16 protein-coding genes are annotated in these 19857 nt (G+C 62.9%); 10 read left to right on the top strand and 6 right to left on the bottom strand.

Annotated features, from left to right (window positions below):
• Window positions 1-42: 42 nt before the first annotated feature.
• Entirely contained in the window at window positions 43-2292 is a 2250-nt protein-coding gene (gene parC, locus LJE91_11805; GenBank protein ID MCG6869377.1) for a DNA topoisomerase IV subunit A, read from the top strand.
• Window positions 2293-2477: 185 nt separating this feature from the next.
• Window positions 2478-3359: a protease HtpX gene (htpX, locus tag LJE91_11800; GenBank protein ID MCG6869376.1), complete on the top strand. Its 882-nt coding sequence runs from the start codon at window positions 2478-2480 to the stop codon at window positions 3357-3359.
• 39 nt (window positions 3360-3398) lie between these two features.
• Here htpX and LJE91_11795 read toward each other — a convergent pair whose 3' ends face one another.
• The 3 genes from LJE91_11795 to epmB form a co-directional block, all read right to left on the bottom strand.
• On the bottom strand, window positions 3399-5531 hold the full coding sequence (locus tag LJE91_11795; protein ID MCG6869375.1) for an EAL domain-containing protein: 2133 nt from the start codon (window positions 5529-5531) through the stop codon (window positions 3399-3401).
• A 57-nt stretch (window positions 5532-5588) separates the two neighbouring features.
• Complete coding sequence (locus LJE91_11790) at window positions 5589-7424, bottom strand: hypothetical protein (GenBank protein ID MCG6869374.1); 1836 nt, start codon at window positions 7422-7424, stop codon at window positions 5589-5591.
• Between the two features lie 123 nt (window positions 7425-7547).
• Window positions 7548-8546: an EF-P beta-lysylation protein EpmB gene (gene epmB, locus LJE91_11785; GenBank protein ID MCG6869373.1), complete on the bottom strand. Its 999-nt coding sequence runs from the start codon at window positions 8544-8546 to the stop codon at window positions 7548-7550.
• A gap of 346 nt (window positions 8547-8892) precedes the next feature.
• Between epmB and efp the strand changes: the two genes are divergently transcribed.
• A complete protein-coding gene (efp, locus tag LJE91_11780) occupies window positions 8893-9459 on the top strand; it encodes an elongation factor P (protein MCG6869372.1) in 567 nt (188 codons plus the stop codon).
• A gap of 4 nt (window positions 9460-9463) precedes the next feature.
• Window positions 9464-10432, top strand: coding sequence for an EF-P lysine aminoacylase GenX (genX, locus tag LJE91_11775; GenBank protein MCG6869371.1), 969 nt, complete (start codon window positions 9464-9466; stop codon window positions 10430-10432).
• A 53-nt stretch (window positions 10433-10485) separates the two neighbouring features.
• Here the strand turns inward: genX and asd are convergent, their stop codons facing one another.
• Entirely contained in the window at window positions 10486-11370 is an 885-nt protein-coding gene (asd, locus tag LJE91_11770; protein MCG6869370.1) for an archaetidylserine decarboxylase, read from the bottom strand.
• Window positions 11370-12020: an SCO family protein gene (locus LJE91_11765; GenBank protein ID MCG6869369.1), complete on the bottom strand. Its 651-nt coding sequence runs from the start codon at window positions 12018-12020 to the stop codon at window positions 11370-11372. The genes asd and LJE91_11765 overlap by 1 nt, the downstream gene beginning before the upstream one ends.
• 166 nt (window positions 12021-12186) lie before the next feature.
• Between LJE91_11765 and prmB the strand changes: the two genes are divergently transcribed.
• Genes prmB through LJE91_11750 form a run of 3 tightly spaced genes read left to right on the top strand, consistent with a single transcriptional unit; the run spans window position 12187 to window position 15422 of the window.
• Window positions 12187-13071, top strand: coding sequence for a 50S ribosomal protein L3 N(5)-glutamine methyltransferase (prmB, locus tag LJE91_11760; protein MCG6869368.1), 885 nt, complete (start codon window positions 12187-12189; stop codon window positions 13069-13071).
• Window positions 13072-13118: 47 nt separating this feature from the next.
• Window positions 13119-14216 carry a chorismate synthase gene (gene aroC / locus LJE91_11755; protein ID MCG6869367.1) on the top strand — a complete coding sequence of 366 codons (1098 nt, stop codon included), beginning with the start codon at window positions 13119-13121 and terminating at the stop codon, window positions 14214-14216.
• A 39-nt stretch (window positions 14217-14255) separates the two neighbouring features.
• Window positions 14256-15422 carry an MFS transporter gene (locus LJE91_11750; protein ID MCG6869366.1) on the top strand — a complete coding sequence of 389 codons (1167 nt, stop codon included), beginning with the start codon at window positions 14256-14258 and terminating at the stop codon, window positions 15420-15422.
• A 56-nt stretch (window positions 15423-15478) separates the two neighbouring features.
• Here LJE91_11750 and LJE91_11745 read toward each other — a convergent pair whose 3' ends face one another.
• Window positions 15479-16354, bottom strand: a complete 876-nt coding sequence (locus tag LJE91_11745; protein MCG6869365.1) for a LysR family transcriptional regulator — start codon at window positions 16352-16354, stop codon at window positions 15479-15481.
• A gap of 149 nt (window positions 16355-16503) precedes the next feature.
• Between LJE91_11745 and leuC the strand changes: the two genes are divergently transcribed.
• The 3 genes from leuC to leuB all read left to right on the top strand — a co-directional run bounded on the left by leuC (window position 16504) and on the right by leuB (window position 19749).
• Entirely contained in the window at window positions 16504-17907 is a 1404-nt protein-coding gene (gene leuC / locus LJE91_11740; protein MCG6869364.1) for a 3-isopropylmalate dehydratase large subunit, read from the top strand.
• A gap of 88 nt (window positions 17908-17995) precedes the next feature.
• Window positions 17996-18670 carry a 3-isopropylmalate dehydratase small subunit gene (gene leuD, locus LJE91_11735; GenBank protein MCG6869363.1) on the top strand — a complete coding sequence of 225 codons (675 nt, stop codon included), beginning with the start codon at window positions 17996-17998 and terminating at the stop codon, window positions 18668-18670.
• A complete protein-coding gene (gene leuB / locus LJE91_11730) occupies window positions 18667-19749 on the top strand; it encodes a 3-isopropylmalate dehydrogenase (protein MCG6869362.1) in 1083 nt (360 codons plus the stop codon). The genes leuD and leuB overlap by 4 nt, the downstream gene beginning before the upstream one ends.
• Window positions 19750-19857: the final 108 nt, after the last annotated feature.

The following is a 19857-nucleotide window of genomic DNA, read 5'->3' as shown; positions in this document are numbered from 1 at the left end:
GCCGCCTCCGGCGTCGATACGCACGTCAATATGAGCTGATCGATGGCAGAAAACCTGGAACTGGACTACGAAGGCATCGAGCGCATGCCGCTCGGCGTGTTTACCGAGAAGGCGTATCTGGACTACTCCATGTACGTCATCCTCGACCGGGCCCTGCCGCATGTGGGCGACGGGCTCAAACCGGTGCAGCGGCGGATCGTGTATGCGATGTCGGAGCTCGGTCTGTCGGCCGCCTCCAAACACAAGAAGTCCGCGCGCACCGTCGGCGACGTGATCGGCAAATTCCACCCCCACGGGGACAGCGCCTGTTACGAGGCCATGGTGCTGATGGCGCAGGATTTTTCCTATCGTTACCCTCTGATCGACGGGCAGGGTAACTGGGGCTCCGCGGACGACCCGAAGTCGTTCGCCGCAATGCGCTATACGGAGTCCCGCCTGTCGCACTACGCAAAGGTCCTGCTACAGGAACTGGGGCAGGGGACGGCCGACTGGGTCCCGAATTTCGACGGCACGCTGGACGAACCGAAGATTCTGCCCGCCCGGCTGCCCAACGTATTGCTGAACGGGGCGACCGGGATCGCGGTCGGCATGTCCACCGATATCCCGCCGCACAACCTGCGCGAGGTCGTCGCCGCCTGTGTTCGTCTTCTCGAGGATTCGAAGGCGACGCTGGAGGATCTGTGCGAGCACGTGAACGGACCGGATTTCCCGACCCGGGCCGAGATCGTGTCCGCACGGGACGAGATCATCTCGATGTATCGCACCGGACAGGGCAACGTGCGCATGCGCGCGTGCTGGGAACGGGAGGATCGCGACATCGTCGTGACGGCGCTGCCCTATCAGGTCTCCGGGGCGCGGGTCCTCGAGCAGATCGCCCAGCAGATGCAGGCGAAGAAGCTGCCGATGGTCGAGGACCTGAGGGACGAGTCCGATCATGAGCATCCGACCCGGCTGGTGATCTCGCCGCGCGGCGGGCGGACCGACAGCGAGGCGCTGATGTCCCACCTGTTCGCCACCACGGACCTGGAACGGAGCTACCGGGTGAACGTGAACGTCATCGGTGTCGACGGCCGCCCGCAGGTCAAGGGCCTCGTCGCCGTGCTGCGCGAATGGCTCGGTTTTCGTACCGATACCGTGAGGAGGCGGCTCGAGTGGCGTCTGGAAAAGGTTCGGAGTCGCCTGCACGTCCTCGAGGGTCTGCTGGTCGCCTACCTCAACATCGACGAGGTGATCGCGATCATTCGCAGCGAGGACGAGCCGAAGCCTGTCCTGATGAAACGCTTCGAACTCACCGACGCGCAGGCCGAGGCAATCCTGGAGCTGAAACTGCGTCACCTCGCGCGGCTCGAGGAGATGAAGATCCGCTCCGAACAGGACGATCTGTCCGCCGAGCGCGACGGTCTGGAGAATACCCTGGGATCGAGCCGGCGCCTGAAGCGCCTGGTCCGGGACGAGCTGCTCGCGGATGCGGAGACCTACGGTGACGAACGGCGCTCCCCCGTCGTGGCGCGGGAGACGGCGCGGGCCATGGATGAAACCGCACTGGTGTCTTCAGAACCGGTTACCGTCGTCCTGTCGCGCAAGGGCTGGGTGCGGGCGGCCAAGGGGCTCGAAGTCGATCCCGGGGCGCTCAGCTACAAGTCGGGTGACGGGTTCCGGGCCGCTTCGCAGGGGCGTGCCAACCGGCAGGCGGTCTTCCTGGATTCGACCGGGCGATGCTATTCGCTGCCGGCTCACACCCTGCCTTCGGCCCGAGGGCAGGGCGAACCGTTGAGTGGCCGTCTCGCTCCGCCCGACGGCGCATCGTTCGTCGGTGTGATGATGGGGGATTCCGAAACGCGATTCCTGCTGTCCACCGCCGCCGGTTACGGGTTTGTTTGCCGGTTCGGGGACATGGTGACCCGGAACAAGGCGGGCAGGGTCCTGCTGATTGTCCCCGCGGGGACGAAGGTCATGCCGCCGGTCCGCGTCGTGGATCCGGCCGAGTCCTTCATCGTAGCGATCACCTCGGACGGTCACATGCTCGTAACGGAGGTGGCGGCGCTGCCGGAGATGGCCAGGGGCAAGGGGAACCGCATCGTCGGTATGCCTTTGGCCAGGCTGAAGGAAGGGCTCGAGCGGGTGGTGCAGATGGTGGTCCTGACGCCGGGCGAGTCGCTCGCCGTGCACGCGGGAAAGCAGTACAAGCTGCTCAAGCCCGCGGAATTGGAAGGATACCGCGCTGAACGGGGAAAGCGCGGACGCAAGCTGCCGAGGGGATACCAGAAGGTGACGGCGGTGGAGGTCACATGAAGGATTCGACGGTTGGCCGGTATTGAATCGGCGCGCGGTGCCCCCATCTTAACCGGTTGTGGGTCGCAACCGGTTCGATATCCGGTGGTCGCAATCTATGGTATCCGGTCCGCGGTCCGCAAGCACCTTCCCGAGAGATCGAGACGATCGAAAATGACGACAGGCAGGCAGGTAATAAAGCGATGATCAAGCGAATCGTACTGTTTCTGATAGCGAACTTCAGCGTGCTCGCGGTGTTGAGCGTATCGGCACGTGTCCTCGGCATCGACGCCTGGCTTGCCGAGCAGGGAATGGCCGGGCAGATGAACGGCCTGCTGATCATGGCCCTGCTGATCGGCTTCGGCGGTTCGTTCATCTCCCTGGCCGCCTCGAAATGGATGGCCAAGAGATCGATGGGGGTTCAGATCATCGAGCACCCGAGGAATGCAACCGAACAGTGGCTGGTGGAGACGGTCAGGCGGCAGGCCGGGCAGGCCGGAATCGGCATGCCGGAGGTCGGTGTGTTCCACTCCGATCAGCCCAACGCTTTTGCCACGGGGATGAACAAGAACGAAGCGCTGGTGGCCGTCAGCACCGGATTGCTGGCCGGTATGGACGCAGGCGAGGTGGAGGCCGTACTGGGGCACGAGGTGACGCACGTGGCCAACGGCGACATGGTGACCATGGGGTTGCTCCAGGGCATCCTGAATACCTTCGTGATCTTTTTCTCGCGCATCGTGGGAATTCTCGTGGACCGCGTGGTGTTCCGGATCGAGGATGGTATCGGCCCGGGTTACTGGATCGGAAGTATTGTCGCCGAACTCGTGCTGGGCTTGCTCGCCACGATCATCGCGATGTGGTTCTCCCGCCAGCGAGAGTTCAAGGCAGATGCGGGTGGGGCCAGCCTCGCCAGTCGGGACAAGATGATCGCCTCCCTGCGCGCCTTACAGCGAGTTCATCAACCGCGCGATCTGCCGGGCGAGATGGCGGCGTTCGGCATCGCCGGCGGTCTCGGTGACGGCCTGAAGAAGCTGTTCATGAGCCATCCCCCCCTGGAAGAGCGGATCGAGGCCCTGCAGCGTGGGTGAGTGCCGGTCGCGGCAAGCTGCTTCTGCGCCTTGCCGCGCCTATCCCATTGTTGAGAAGTCGTAGTCCATCGACTCCGCGGGTTCCTGCAGGAAATTCCCCTGGATATAGTTCACCCCGAGTCCCCATAGGACGGACAGCGTCCCGGCGTCCTCGACGTACGGGGCGATGGTTTCCTTGTTCATGGAGTGCGCCGTGTCGCTCAGGGTGTGTACGGCCTCCTGGTTTTCGTTGTCCTGAGCGATGTTTTCCATCAGCGTGGCGCTGATCTTCAGGTAGTCGGCCGGTACCAGTTTCAGCAACTGAAAGGGCTTCAGTCCGGTCCCGAATTCCTCGATGGTCAGTTTGCAGTGTAGTTCCTGCAGCTGCCGGGCGAGCGCCTTCGCCTGCTTGAGATACGCGGTGACGACGTTTTCGGAAATCTGGAAGACGACGCTGGCAGGAGGGACCCGGGTGTCCCTGACGATCTCCGCCAGCCAGATCACAAGTTCCTCGTCCTGCAGTGAACCCGAGCTGAGCTTGATGAACATCGTTGTGTCCCGGCCTTCCTTGCGAATCGCCGAGAGTTTTTCCAGCGCCGCCCGGATCAGCCACCGGTCGATGTCGGAGGCGATCCCACTGCGTTCCGCACTGGGGAGAAAATCCATCGGCGGGACAATCTCCCCGTTCTCGTCGCGCAGGCGAACGTAGACCTCGTAACGTTCCCCTTCGTCGCCGTGCAGACTGACGATGGGCTGGAATTCCAGCGACAACCGCCTTTCGACCATGGCGTTCAACAGACGTTCGTGCCACAGTTTGTCGATCTGTTTCTGGGACATCTCCCCCTCATGGGGGACGTAGATGTCGTAGCGGTTGGCCTCGCGTTTGCGGGATTCGGAGAGGATCTTTTCCGCGCGCTGGATCAGCTCATCGGAATCCGGTGAGTTCTCGTCGATCTGTACGGCGCCCTGGGAGATCTCGGCGGTCACCGATTTTCCCTCGACGTCAGAGATGTGTCCCTCGACCGCGGACGCCAGACGCGTCATACAATCCAGTAGATTGGTCTGTTCCCAATCGTGGGTCGTCAGCACCGAAAATGTCTCTTCGGCGAACCGGGCCGGAACATCGTCTTCCACGCACGTGTCCTCGAGGACCCGGGCGATGTCGGAGATGACGATGTCGGTCGCAGCCACCCCGAGCCGGTTGCGGATGTCCTGGATGTTAGAGATCTCGATCTGGATCAGGGCACTGTTTCCCTGGCCCGTCGTCGCGTTCTGGATGGCCTCGTCGACCATCGTCATGAAGTGCTTGCGATTGTAGAGCCCGGTCGCGACGTCGCGCTGACTCATTTGCGCGAGCTGGTCCTGGAGTTCGCGGGCGTTGGCCTGGTTACGGATGAGAATCTGGGTGCACGGTTCCCCATCGACAGTCGCCGGGCTGAATTCCATGATGCCGTCGATAAGCTCCCCGGCGGCATTCTGCAAACGGATGTCGATTTCGATGGGTTTCTGACTCTTGTCGCTGAATTCGCGCAACGCTGTCTTGAAACGCGCCTGTTCCTCCGGTGCGATCATGTCGACGAGCGGCATACCCTCGATGTCGTCGAAGCTCTCGAATCCGAAGAAGTCGAGATAGGACTCGTTCGCGTAGACATGCATGCCCTCGTGAACGTAGCTGATCGAGTCCCGGGAGGTGTCGAGGAGCACGCGGCTGCGGCGCTCGCACTCGCCAATCGCGGCTTCGAGCTTCTTGACCTGGCGCCACAGATTGTGGCACCTGACGGTGCGGTCCACGACCAGGACGAACTGATCGCGGTTGTCATTGTCGACCAGGTCCTGCGCGCCGGCTTGCATGCACTCCACGTCGTTGGCCTCACCTTCGGGAGCGACCGCGATGACGGGGATGTTCTTGCCGGCTTCCCTGATGGCGGCAATGGTGTTTTCGAGACTCAGCTCTTCGAGTCCGAGTGTGCAGAGTACGAGTTGCGGGGAGCGCTTGCGCAGCTGCTCGTTCAGTTCCTCCAACGACTCCGCCCGGGACGCCCTGACGGCGTAACCGGCCGACTTCAGCATACTGATGACCCTGTCCGCGTCGTTCAGATCGCTCTCGACGATGATCACCTGCAGTTTATTCTCGTTGCGCAAGGCGTTCAGCTCTCTGTCGTATTGGGAAAAACGTGTCTTGAGAGGCGTCACGGTCAGTACGCCTTCGCGGCCTGATGCTGCGTGCACGGGACCAGGAGGATCATGGATTCAGAGCTTCGACCAGAGCGACGCGAACTTGTCCTGGTCGTCCGTCGATTCGTCCGTTTCGGAAAGGGTGGAATATCGAAACTGACTGAATGACCCGGTCTGTCCGACGAGTTCGGTGAGTTCCAACCGATTCTCCCGGTTCTCGATCGCCGCGATAACCCTGTCGCCGACGGAGAATTCCCCGTACGGCAGCACCAAGGTGGAGGGCTGATTGAGAGCCTGAACCCTGGGAAGGACAAGTCCTTCGCGGGGTTCCGACGAGGTGCGTCTCGAAACGTCGATGAAATCCACCGTGATCGGTAGCACCCTGGGACCCATGAGCTGCACCCCGATGTCCAGGGCACCGGAGCCGTACGCCTGCATCCAGCGGATAACGCCGACGTGACAGCGTGTCTTCGAGCCGTGGGGAAACCGCATTGCGAGGATCTCCCCGACGTGCGCGTTGCTCGCCTCTGTGTCCTGCGTCCTCAACCGGTAACCGCCGGCGCTGACGTTGATGACACCCCAACGGTGAAAGATTTCATCCGTCTTACGATCCGGCAGAGGCACTTCCTCTCCCCCGGGCGTCGCCTTGAAACTGTTTTCACCGATCACGTTCCCCCGGGCGACGATCTCCCAGGCATTGCCGCTGCTCATGCCGGTTTCGGTCTTTGCCCGGAATTCGAATCGGCCGGGCTTGGTCAGTTCTTCGGTGCTGAGGTCGATCGACAGTGTGTCGGGTGGCGACAGGACATCGGATACGGGGTCGACGCTCTGGGGCTCGTATGGGATCTCGGTTTCCTCGAATGCCCCTGCATCGATACGATGCGCCAGATGAATGTTTGGCAGACCGATCACGATCAGGGACTCGGTCTCGAATCTCCCCGGACCGCGGGAGAATCGGCGCGAGATGCTGGTTGTGAGGTGCTGGTGGAGCCGGCGGTAGAGATCGAGACTCAGGGTCACCTGTGGTGCACCCATGGCGTCGTTGGAATCGGCACCCTGGATTTGTGACTGAATTGACGCGATCAGCGCGCTGATATCCAGAAAGCGCAGGTACGGTGAACTTTCGATCTGCGAGGCGATCGCGCACACGGGGGGGTCGTCGCTGTCGAGGTCCATCACGCAGGCGTTGTCGTCGGCATCGGGGGCCAGGCCCCGTCGCACCACGCAGCTGCGAGCGGTGTGCTCGAAGTAGGTCGCAAGTTTCGCCGCCTCGCCTTGGCGCAGGCTTTGTGGTTTGGAGAGTTCCAGAAGCACCGTTTGTCTGAACACGTCCTCGATGGTGGCGCGAGTCAGGGTTTCGTATTCTTCGTCCTTGACTGCCCTGTCGAGCAGGTCGCGCTGTTCGGCGAACGCGAACAGCGCATACAGGTCCCGCCAGTTGCCCTCGTTGTAGCCCACATAGCTTTCCATCGAGGAGAGAAACTGCGCCTGCAGGTAGCGCATCGCACGCTGAACGGCCAGCACCTGGGAGCGCGGATCGAGTTTTCCCCTACCGTTGGCGGCATCGTTGATTGCGCTCTTGTAGCCATTAGCCATCTCCTCCTGGATCGAAAGATTGAGCTGCAGGATCTTTCGGGTCCTGGTGGGGAGTGGGTAGCTGCGCGCAAGCAGATGCTTCTGCAGGTTTCGGGTGATCGGTTTCGCGGTCGAGCGCATCAACTCCATGATCTCGAGGCGTTTCTTCGGCGCGATCACGAGGCGGTTCGAGTCCCTCAATCCCTCGTAGAAAAGCCTCGTGGATTCGCCTATGTTGGTGGGCGGCAGCTCTCTGAGCCAGCGCTTGACCCTGCGCGGCTCGGCAAACGGGGAATCGCTGCCGGGGGCGGTTTGAAACGGGGTATTCAGTTGCATAACGTTGTTCTGCCGGATACCAGTGGGTAGCGGTGGGCCTGCCATGGTAGAACCTAACTCATAGTGTAGTTTAGGAAAGCCCTTGTGTGACCGCCGGAATCGTCTGACATAGTCGCCGGTTGTTCAGACCAGCAGGGTCTTCGAGGCCTTGCCGGGATCCTCCCGGGCCAGTCTGGGAACGAGGTATCCCGGCAACGATGCCCTCAACCTGCGGTGCAGAGTGCGCGCCGAGGAATCGGGAACGAGAAAATGCGCGGCACCCTGGACCCGGTCGAGGACGTGCAGGTAGTAGGGCATGACGCCGGCTTCGAAAAGTCGCTCGCTCAGACGGACCAGTGTCTCGGTGTCGTCGTTCACGCCACGCAGCAGGACTGACTGATTCAGCAGTACGGCGCCGGTCGAGTGCAATCTGCCCATCGCATCGGCGACATCGCCGTCGATCTCGTTGGGGTGATTGGCGTGGATTACGACCAACGCTCGAAGGCCTGTCGAACTTATCCACGCCAGCAGTGAATCGTTGACGCGGGCGGGTTCGAATACTGGCTGGCGCGTATGCAGCCTCAGGCGCTTGATATGTGGGATGGATTCGAGTTCGGAAACCAGTCCGGACAGGCGTCTGTCGCTGAGGGTCAGCGGATCGCCACCGCTGAGAATGATTTCCCCGATCCCGGTGTTTTCACGCAGGTAGCTCAGGGCGGCGGCCGTTCCGGGGCGAATCTCGTGCCGGTAGGGAAAGTGCCGTCTGAAGCAGTAGCGGCAATGTGTACCGCAGGCGCCCGTGACCACCATCAGGGCACGACCCCGGTACTTGTTCAGCACACCGGGAGCGGCGCGGGACTCGAGATCGCCGACCGGATCGCTGACGAACTCGGCAGGGCCGTCCAACGTTTCCGCGGTCACCGGCAGGACCTGGCGAAGCAGGGGGTCTTGCGGATCACCGCGTCGCATCCGTGACGCGAAGCTTCGGGTGACGCGAAATCCGAACAGCTCCGCGGCGCGTCTGGCAGCGGGGATCAACGAGGTTTCCAGACCCAGCAGTTCGATCAGCTCCGCGGGATCGGTGATTATTTCGGCGCGTGTCCGCCATGCAGACGGGCCTTGAGACGAGAATTCAGTCCTCATTGGTGTGCCGCGTACCTCCGTGCGGGTCCAACGGAACGCCGGATGCACGCTGCCGCTTTCGGCCTCGAACGGCGTTTGCCCGATACCGGCGGCGTCTGTCCTGTCATGCGCCCAAGGGCTATCATAGGCGGCTTGTCCAAGTCAGGGCCCGGCGCAGCGACGCGGTCGGGCGAAGGTTTTCGGCTCATTGCGGAATCCGGAACGCCGGGTGCCTGCGCGCCGGGGCGAACGCCCCTATCGCCCGGCTGTGGCGATATCAGTCAGACCATGTCGCATCCCGGGAATCGATATGGTGGGGCTCCGACCTTGTGGACAGCGAATGGAATAACTGAATATTGAGGGTGTCATGGCCACGTATAGTACCAATGAATTCCGGTCCGGTCTCAAGGTGATGCTGGACGGCGATCCACACAACATCTTGGAAAACGAGTTCGTCAAACCAGGCAAGGGACAGGCGTTCAATCGGGTGAAGTTCCGCAATCTGAAGACCGGTCGCGTGATCGACCGGACCTTCAAGTCCGGCGAATCCATCGAGGCGGCGGACGTCATGGAAACCGAATTGCAGTATCTCTACAACGACGGCGAACTTTGGCATTTCATGCATCCGGAGACCTACGAACAGGTGGCCGCGGGTGCCACGGCGATTGGTGACGCCGCCCGTTGGCTGAAGGACCAGGATGTTTGTCTGGTAACGCTGTACAACGGTGACCCGATTTCGGTGTCGCCGCCCAATTTCGTCGAATTGACGATCGTCGAGACCGATCCGGGTGTCCGGGGTGACACGGCCTCCGGTGGAACCAAGCCGGCCACGCTGGAGACCGGCGCCGTGGTAAAGGTCCCGCTGTTTATTGAGCAGGGGGAGGTCCTGAAGATCGATACACGAACCGGAGAGTACGTCTCTCGGGTCAAGTAGCTTCGTGGAGAGGGGTGAGGAAGACTGGCGTCCTGCGGCAACGCCGGAGCGGATCGCGCTCAGGGCACGAGTGCTGGCAGAGGTGCGTGCCTTCTTCGCGGAGCGCAACGTCCTCGAGGTGGAAACGCCGCTGCTGTCGCTGGCCGGGACGACCGACCCCAACATCGAGAGTTTCGCGGTCGAGGATGGGGAGCGGCCGGTACGTTTTCTGCCAACCTCCCCCGAATTTGCCATGAAGCGTCTGCTGTGCGCGGGCCTGGGGGACATCTATCAGATCGGACGGGCGTTTCGCCGCGCTGAATCGGGTCGTTGGCACAACCCGGAATTCACCCTGCTGGAGTGGTATCGAAGCGGCATTGATCACTGGCGCCTGATGGACGAGGTCGAGTCACTATTCAGGTCCGTGCTGGGTGAGGCCATCGTCGCGGATACGCTGCGCCTGTCCTATCGGGATGCCTACGGTGAGGCGATCGGCATCGATCCGCACACTGCCGACGCCGAAACCTTGGCGAGCCGGGCCGTGAGGCTCGGGCTGGGGCGGGTAGAATCCCTGACTGCCTCACAGTGGCTGGACCTACTGTTTTCCGAGGCGGTCGCCCGGGGATTTCCGGCGGGCCGACTGACTTTCGTCTTCGACTTTCCCGCAGAGCAGGCCTCGCTGGCCCGGATACGGGACGGGGATCCACGCGTTGCGGAGCGTTTCGAGGTCTTCCTGGGGCCGACGGAACTGGGCAACGGATTCCACGAGCTGACTGATGCCGCCGAGCAGTCCGAGCGCTTCTGGGGGGATACGAAACGGCGATCCATGGCGGGGCAACCTCCGGTCGAGATGGATCGGCGTCTCATCGAGGCGCTCGAGGCAGGAATGCCACCATGCGCCGGTGTCGCCGTGGGACTCGACCGCCTGCTCATGGCGAGAGCAGGGGCGACGCACATCGACGAGGTGATCGCGTTCCCCTGGCCTCGGGCGTAGCGGGCTCGAACGGGTGGTACCTGCCGCAACCACCGCCTCGTGAACCAGCAGTGTCAGGCTGACTCTCCGGAGAGAGTCCCGATGCGCTCGCCCATCCGGACCGGGCTCTCCTCACCGAGTCGCTCGTCCCAGGCCACGGTCCCGGGGGGGAACAGCAGGATGACCGTCGAGCCCATGTTGAAGCGGCCCATTTCCTCTCCGCGTCCGATGTGAAGCGGCGATTGCACGTCGCGATATTGCGTAACCCGGATCTCCTTTCCCTTCGGGGGTGTGATGAGCCCGGCCCAGACGGTCTCGACGGCGGCGACGTTGATGGCGCCGACCAGAACCACGGCTATCGGTCCGGTGTCTGTCTGGAACAGCGCCGCTACGCGTTCGTTTCTCGCGAACAGGTCCGGGACGGTGCGCGTCGCGAAGGGCGCCACGGTGAACAATCGGCCCGGGACATGCACCATTTCGCTGAGTGCCCCCGCGCAGGGCATGTGGACGCGATGGTAGTCGCGGGGTGACAGGTAGATGGTGCAGAACCTTCCGCCCTCGAACGGGGCCGAGCGTTGTGCCGATCCTCCGAGGAGTGACAACGCGGAAAAGGATCGCGCCTTCGCCTGCACGATTTCGTCGCCGTTCAACTCGCCGATCTGGCTGATTCTTCCGTCTGCCGGGCAGACCAGTGCGTCAGAGGCATCGTCGATCGTTCTCGCCCCGGGGCGCAGCTGGCGAACGAAGAAGTCGTTGAAGGTGGCGTAGGATTTCGGATCGGGCTCGGCCGCCTCGGACATGTCGACGTCGAAGTGGTGGATGAATGTCTGGATCGCGTAGTGCACGTAGGGTGTTCGGACCCGTGTGAGCCGGAATACGATTCGGGAGATCAGGTGGTGGGGGAGGATCCTGAACAGAGAGGCCTTGATACGCTCGACGGGCGACGGGGCGTCCGGCATCAATAGCTTCCGTAGGCCTTGTACAGGCTGCGAAGGTCCGTGGCGAGCAGGGCGGGGTCGTGCGGTGCCGAGAAGACAGCGGCCAATTCTCCCCCGGGGCCCACGAGAAGGATCGATCCGCTATGGTCGACGAGATAATTTTCCGGGTTCGAGGGGTCTTCGACCTTTGCATAGAGTATCCCGAGCGACGAGGTAAGCTGCGCCAACGCCTGCTCGTCTCCGGTCACGCCGATGAAATCCGGGTTGAAGTAGACCACGTATTCAGCCAGGGTCTGCGGTGTGTCGCGGTCGGGGTCCACGGACACGAAGACGAACTGCGTGTCCTTCGAGACGTCGTCGTTTTCCAGTTGTTGCGCGACCTGGGCCAGGGTGGACAAGGTCGTCGGACAGATGTCCGGGCAGTGGGTATAGCCGAAGAAAATGAAGGTCCATTTCCCTGTCAGGCGGTCGTTGTCGAACGGATTGCCGTTGTGATCCACTAACGTGAATGCCGGCAGTGCACGCGCATGTCCCAGCAGGGAGGTTCCGGCCTGCAGCGCCAGCGGTTCCCGGTCCCCGAGCCTGTCGCCCTGCAGGAGCCAGCCGACCGTGCTGCCGGCCGCAAGCGCAACTACCGCCAGCAGCATGAGCGGCAGGCGGTGGGATTTCACGGGGGGAGGTCTCGATGGTTCTGTGGTCACTGGGGGGATATTATTTCATAACGCGCGTCCGGGATCACCTGAGGCCTGCCGGAACCCGGAGCGATGCAAACGGAGTGTATTCGAAAGCAACTCGGCGGGTGTGTCCGCAGCCGAACCAGATCGGGGTGAAACGAGATTGACACGGGACGAGCTCTGTCGGGAGGTCACGGTGCTGTTGACCGCAGCAGCTGCGGTTTACGGACACGGGACCGTTGATGCGGGAGACGAGGCGGCCTGGCTGGTGTCGCATGTCATCGGGCGCCATCCGGTCCAGGATCCCTGGGAGGGCTCGCGTCCGGTTGAATCCGGCGCGGCTGAACGCGTCAGGACCTTGGCGCGGACGCGGATCGAAACCCGCAAGCCGCTCGCCTACCTGATCCATGAGGCGTGGTTCGCGGGTCGAAGTTACTACGTCGATGAACGTGTGCTCGTGCCGCGTTCTCCGATCGCCGAATTGATCGAGGACCGGTTCCGGCCCTGGCTCGACACCGACCGAGTGCGGCACGTGCTCGACCTTTGTGCCGGCAGCGGTTGTATCGGCATCGCCTGCGCCCATGCCTTTCCCGATGGGCGCGTGGACCTGGGCGAGTTGTCCGATGATGCGCTGGAGGTGGCGCGAACGAATATCCGCCGCCATGGTGTCGCAGATCGGGTAAGGGCCGTCAGGTCGGACCTGTTCGACGCACTGGCCGCCGAGACCTACGACCTGATCGTGAGCAATCCGCCCTATGTCGATCTCGAGGAGATGCAGACGCTACCCGCGGAGTTCCTCCACGAACCGGAACACGGTCTCTATGGTGGCGAGGACGGCCTGGACCTGGTGCGCCGGATCGTTGCCGAGGCCCGCGGACATCTCAATCCGGGGGGCATCCTGGTCGTGGAGGTCGGGAACCGTGAGGGGGCCCTGGTCGAATCCCTGCCTGGTCTCCCGTTTACCTGGCTCGAGTTCGAGTTCGGTGGTCACGGTGTCGTCCTGCTGGAAGCCGGACAGCTTCCCCCGACGGATTCGCCCGCGGGGTGAGGTCGTGCGCGGACAGGTGCGCGAAACGACTCTGCTACAATTCGCGCATGTCCGGTAACACGATAGGCAAGCTGTTCTCCGTGACCTCCTTCGGTGAGAGCCACGGCCCCGCGATCGGCTGCGTCGTGGATGGCTGTCCGCCCGGGATGACGCTCTGCGAGGCCGACCTCCAGGTCGAACTGGATCGCCGCCGACCCGGCAAGTCGCGCCACACCACGCAACGTCGGGAGCCTGACGAGGTGCGGATCCTTTCCGGTGTCTTCGAGGGCGTGACCACGGGTGTTCCTATCGGTCTGGTGATCTACAACCAGGACCAGCGATCGAAGGACTATTCGGCGATTGCGGAGAAGTTCCGGCCGGGTCACGCTGACTACACCTACTTCAGAAAATACGGTTTCCGGGATTACCGTGGCGGCGGTCGCTCCTCGGCAAGGGAAACCGCCATGCGAGTCGCGGCCGGCGCGATCGCCAAGAAATATCTGCATCAGCGTTTCGGTGTGACGATCCGGGGCTATCTGGCCCAGCTCGGCCCGCTGAGGCCGTCGAGTTTCGACTGGGAAGAGGTGGAGCGCAACCCGTTCTTCTCGGCGGATGCGGAGCTGGTGCCGGAGCTGGAACGCTACATGGACGCCCTGCGAAAGGAGGGGAACTCCATCGGCGCGCGGGTGAACGTCGTCGCCTCCGGGGTGCCGCCAGGCTGGGGTGAGCCGGTGTTCGACCGCCTGGACGCGGACATCGCCCACGCGATGCTGGGGATCAACGCGGTCAAGGGTGTCGAGATCGGCGCGGGATTCGCTTGCGTGGAGCAGAAGGGGACCGAGCATCGAGACGAGATGACGCCACAGGGCTTTGTCGGCAACGATGCCGGCGGTGTGCTGGGCGGAATCTCCAGCGGTCAGGACGTGACCGTGAGCATCGCGCTCAAGCCGACCTCGAGTATCCGGATACCGGGCCGCTCGGTCGATGTACAGGGTCAACCGGTCGAGGTGGTCACCACCGGCCGACACGATCCCTGCGTGGGAATCCGCGCCACGCCCATCGCCGAGGCGATGCTGGCGATCGTCCTGATGGATCACATGCTTCGTCATCGTGCCCAGAACGCCGACGTGGATCCCGGCATCACCCCAATCCCTGCGGCAGTTTGACACTCGAGACGCCGGTGATCGTCCGGCTAGCGAGACAGTATCGAAGCCTCAGCCTACATTCGCCTCTCGGGTTTCTATTTCTTCTATTTCGCGAGCCTGGGCGCATTCCTGCCGTATTGGGGCCTCTACCTGAAGGACCTCGGCTACTCGCCGGAGCGCATCGGCAGCGTCATGGCCCTGATCATGGCGACCAAGATCGTAGCCCCGAATGTCTGGGGCCCGATCGCCGACCATACCGGTCGGCGGATAGACCTTATTCGCATCGCGTCACTGCTCTCCGTGGCCGCCTTTGGGGTCCTGCTCTTCCGCACCGATCCCCTGTCGATGTACCTCGCGCTCACGGCCTACGCCTTTTTCTGGAATGCCTCCCTGCCGCAGTTCGAGGCGATTACGCTGAACCACCTGCGCAGCGATGCACACCGCTACAGCCGGATCCGGCTGTGGGGGTCGGTGGGATTCATCGTTGCGGTTCTGCTGATGCCGATCCTGCTGAAGGTGGAGGATCTGGGCTTGTCGGTGCTGCCGGCGGTCGTATTCTTCCTGCTCGTCGCGATCTGGCTGACCACCCTGGTCGTGTCCGAGTACGCCACGCAGCGGGATACCCGCGACGCGGGCGAGTTTCTCGATGTCCTGCGACAGCCCCGCACCGTGGCGTTTCTCGTCGCCTGTCTGCTCGCCCAGGCCAGCCACGGCCCGTACTACACCTTCTTCAGCATCTACCTGGCAGACCACGGTTACAGCAAAGAGACGATCGGTATCCTGTGGGCGCTCGGTGTGGCCGCGGAGGTGGGGGTATTTTTCTCGGTACACCGCTGGCTGGTCCGATTCGGGGCCGCCAACATCCTGCTCGTAGCGCTGGCGCTCACGGTCTTGCGCTGGGTCATGATCGCCACGCTGGTCGACAGTATCCTGTTTCTCGTCCTGGCGCAGACACTGCATGCGGCGAGCTTCGGTCTGCTCCATGCCGCTGCGATCCATCTGGTCCATTCCCTGTTCCCGGGAAAGACACAGGGACGCGGACAGGCGCTGTACTCCAGTGTGAGTTTCGGTGCCGGCGGTGCGATCGGCAGCCTCGCGAGCGGAATTGCCTGGGCGCACTGGGAGCCGGTATGGGTGTTCCTTCTGGCCGCGGGCGTTGCACTGCTCGGACTGTTCGTGGCATTGCGGGGATTTGCCGCCGTCGGCCCGCGTGAACCGGCGGCGTAGCGTATCGGCCTGCCCCGAGACGATACCGTCCGTCGCCACCGGTCGTCACGATTCCGTTACCGGTGCTTCTCGTCCAGCAGGTCCAGCAACGCACTCGCGGCATTGCCGAGCGTCCGGTTGCCGTGAACGACCACACCGAGCCGGCGCACCATGTGGACCGGATCGGTGTCGATGACACGCAGGGAGTCGTCGATCATCGTCGCGGGCAGGACACTCCAGCCGAATCCGACCGCTACGAGCATCTTGATCGTTTCCAGATTGTTGGTCTCCAGCACCTCCTCGGTGGACAGGCCGACGCTTTCCAGTCCGGCGGACAGCACGGCCCGGGTGAAGGTCCCTTGCGAAGGCAGTACGCCGCGCAATCTGCCGAGCATATCGGGGATTGCCAGGCCGTGGCGATTCGCGAGGGGGAAATCGGATGCGACCACGAGCGCCAGCGGGTCGTCCCAGATGATACGTTCCGTCAGCGCAGGCAGCGGTCGCGGCGGCAGGGTCACGATGCCCAGTTCGCAGGCACCGCTTTTCACCGACTGGCAGGCGGCTTCGGAGTCCAGAAAGGTCGGTTCGAGGCGAACGTCCGGGTACCGGTCGGTATAGTCCCTGAGAACACTGGGTAGATGGTGGAGGCCGATGTGGTGTGAGGTCGCCAGCGACAGGCGCCCGCCTATGCGGCCTGAGAGGTTTTCGATGGAGCGGCGGGTATCGTCGATCGCGCGAAGGATGTTTCTGGCCCCCGGAACGAGCGCGCGGCCGGCCTCTGTCAACCGGGTGCGCCTGCCGATCCGATCGAACAGCCGCGATTCGAGCTCCGACTCCAGCAGGGCAATGCGTTTGCTGACGGCCGGTTGGGTCAGGTGGAGCCTCTCGGATGCCGCGGTGAACGAACCTGCTTCGGCCACCGCGATGAAGGCCTCCAGGGTGGCGGGATCCATCTCTGTTATTCCTTATTGGAATGTTAAATATAAAAAATAAAAATTAGTCTTATACGAAAATATTGTAATACCATCGTGGCGAGGTGGGCAGAGGTTGACTCATCCATCGGTAAACCGGCTCCGGGGAAGAACGTCAGGAGGTGAATCAGGTGGCGGGCAAGACACTCTACGACAAACTCTGGGATGCGCACGTGGTGCGAATGGACGAAGACGGCATCGCGCTGCTCTACATCGACCGACACCTGGTGCATGAGGTGACCTCCCCACAGGCCTTCGAGGGACTGCGGCTCGCGGGACGTCGGCCTTGGCGGGTCGATTCGATCCTGGCGGTACCCGACCACAATGTGCCGACGACCGATCGCGCCAGCGGGATCCGGGAGCCGGTATCGAGGATTCAGGTGGAGACGCTGGAGGACAATTGCCGCGAATTCGGAATCCGGCAGTTCGGTATGTCGGATATCCGCCAGGGAATTGTCCACGTCATCGGCCCGGAGCAGGGTGCGACCCTGCCAGGTATGACTGTGGTCTGCGGTGATTCGCATACCTCGACCCACGGGGCCCTCGGCACCCTGGCCTTCGGGATAGGGACCTCGGAGGTCGAGCACGTGCTCGCCACACAGTGTCTGATCCAGAAAAAATCCCGTTCCATGCTCGTCTCGGTCGAAGGCGAATCCACCGCCGGCCTGACGGCGAAGGACATCGCCCTGGCGATCATCGGCCGGATCGGAACCGCGGGCGGGACGGGGTATGCCGTGGAGTTCGCCGGTGCGGCGATTCGGGGGCTGTCCGTCGAGGGACGCATGACACTGTGCAATATGGCCATTGAGGCAGGGGCGCGCGCCGGGATGGTGGCGGTCGACGACCAGACAATCGACTACGTCCGGGGAAGGCCGATGGCGCCTAAAGGCCGGGATTGGGATCAGGCCGTCGCCTGGTGGGAGCAACTTCACAGTGACCCGGACGCGACCTTCGACCGGGTCGTCACGCTCAATACGGCCGATATCAAGCCGCAGGTCACCTGGGGCACCTCCCCGGAAATGGTGATACCGGTGGACGCCAGGGTGCCGGATCCGGCGGAAGAGTCTGATCCGATCATGGCCGAACACATCGCCCGGGCGTTGCAGTACATGGGACTCGATGCGGGGACCCCGGTGACCGATATCACGCTGGACAAGGTATTCATCGGTTCCTGCACCAATTCCCGCATCGAGGACCTGCGGGCGGCCGCGGATGTGCTTCGTGGCCGCAGGGTGTCCGGCGACATCCGGCTGGCGATGGTGGTCCCGGGTTCCGGCCTGGTCAAGCAACAGGCCGAGTCGGAGGGTCTGGACGAGATCTTCAGGGCGGCGGGATTCGAGTGGCGCGAACCGGGATGTTCGATGTGCCTGGCGATGAACGCCGATCGTCTCGAACCCGGGGAGCGTTGCGCCTCGACCTCGAACCGCAACTTCGAGGGACGTCAGGGACACGGTGGGCGTACCCACCTCGTCAGTCCGGCTATGGCAGCCGCGGCGGCGGTCGCCGGTCGTTTTGTGGATGTTCGCGAATTCTGAGGTGCGACGATCGCGGGGATCGTGGCAATGAATTTCCGCACTCCTTAACTATTGAGCACGGGCCGATCGGCCCAATGGGATCATCGAAATGGAACCGTTTATCCGCGTGACCGGGATCGTGGCGCCGCTGGACCGGCCCAATGTCGACACCGACGCCATCATACCCAAGCAATATCTCAAGTCCGTCAAACGAACCGGGTTCGGACCGAATCTGTTCGATCACTGGCGATACCTCGATCCGGGAGAACCCGGAGACGATCACGCCGCGCGGCGACCGAACCCGGATTTCGTCCTCAATCAGGAACGCTTCCGTGACGCCACCATACTGCTGGCGCGCGAGAACTTCGGTTGCGGGTCTTCGAGGGAACACGCGGTCTGGGCCCTGAGCGAGTTCGGGTTCCGGGCCGTGATTGCACCGGGTTTCGCCGAAATCTTCCACACCAACAGCTTCAAGAACGGCTTCCTGCCTGTCGTTCTGCCGGATGATGCCGTTGATCGGCTGTTCCGGGCGGTCGAAAGCAATGACCGCTACACTCTGACCGTCGATCTGGAACGACTCAACGTCGAGACCCCGGATGGCGAGCGGCTGCCATTCGAGGTCGACTCGTTCAGGCGGCACTGCCTGATCAACGGACTGGACGAGATCGGACTCACCTTGCGCTACGCGGACGAGATTCGGGCATACGAGGTACGACGAAGCCCGGAGGCCCCCTGGCTGTTCCACGGGCCGGCGGTGCAGGAACGCTCAGGGTGCGACGCATGACGGTTGGAAAAGTGCTCTTGCTGCCGGGAGACGGCATCGGCCCGGAGGTGGTCGCCGAAGCGCGGAAGGTGCTGGACGCGCTCGTCGAGCGTTTTGATCTCGCCCTCGAGACCAAGGAAGCCCTGATCGGTGGTGCGGCCTACGACGTGGCCGGAGACCCCTTGCCCCGGGAGACCCTTAATCTCGCCAGGGCGAGCGACGCGGTGCTGCTGGGCGCGGTCGGCGGACCGCAGTACGAGGGGCTCTCGCGCGAATTGCGACCGGAACGGGGCCTGCTGGGTATCCGCTCGGAACTTGCGCTTTTTTCCAACCTGCGACCCGCAGTCCTGTATCCGCAACTCGCCTCGGCCTCTACGCTCCGAGACGAGGTCGTCTGTGGACTGGACATCATGATCGTGCGTGAACTGACCGGGGGGATCTACTTCGGTAATCCGAGGGGAATTCGTACCCTGGAAAACGAGGAGCAGGAGGGATTCAATACGCTCGTGTACCGGGAATCGGAGGTTGCGCGCATTGCGCATTCCGCGTTCCGGGTTGCGATGAAACGCGGTCGCAAGGTCTGCTCGGTCGACAAGGCCAATGTCCTGGAGGTGTCGGAACTCTGGCGCGAGGTCGTTACACGTGTCGCACGCGAATACCCCGAAGTGTCGCTAAGTCACATGTACGTGGACAACGCGGCGATGCAGTTGGTCCGGGCACCAAAGCAGTTCGACGTGATCGTGACGGGTAACATGTTCGGGGATATTCTCTCGGATGCCGCGGCGATGCTCACAGGCTCCATCGGTATGTTGCCATCGGCCTCACTGGATGCATCCGGCAGGGGCATGTACGAGCCGATTCACGGTTCCGCGCCCGACATCGCGGGCACCGGTAGGGCGAATCCTCTGGCGACCATCCTGTCGGTGGCCATGATGCTGAGGTACTCGCTGGACCGGGCCGACCTGGCGGACCGCGTCGAGGCCGCAGTGGGCGAGGCGCTGGACCGGGGGCTACGAACCGCGGACATCGCCGCCGGGGACGAAACCGTGGTGTCGACCTCGGCAATGGGGGATGCGGTGGTGTCGGCCCTCGTGGCCTGAGGCGATTGCCGGAAAATGGCATACCAGATCGCGCCCGATTTTCGTTCGTCATCAAGGCGCGACAACAGGCGCATAGTCGAACTATGTCACTGTTGTCGCAACACAGAG

This window comes from Gammaproteobacteria bacterium (assembly GCA_022340215.1).
Lineage (GTDB): Bacteria > Pseudomonadota > Gammaproteobacteria > JAJDOJ01 > JAJDOJ01 > JAJDOJ01.
The sequence above is the reverse complement of the archived record's forward strand: the minus strand, read 5'-3'. Positions and strand labels throughout refer to the sequence as shown.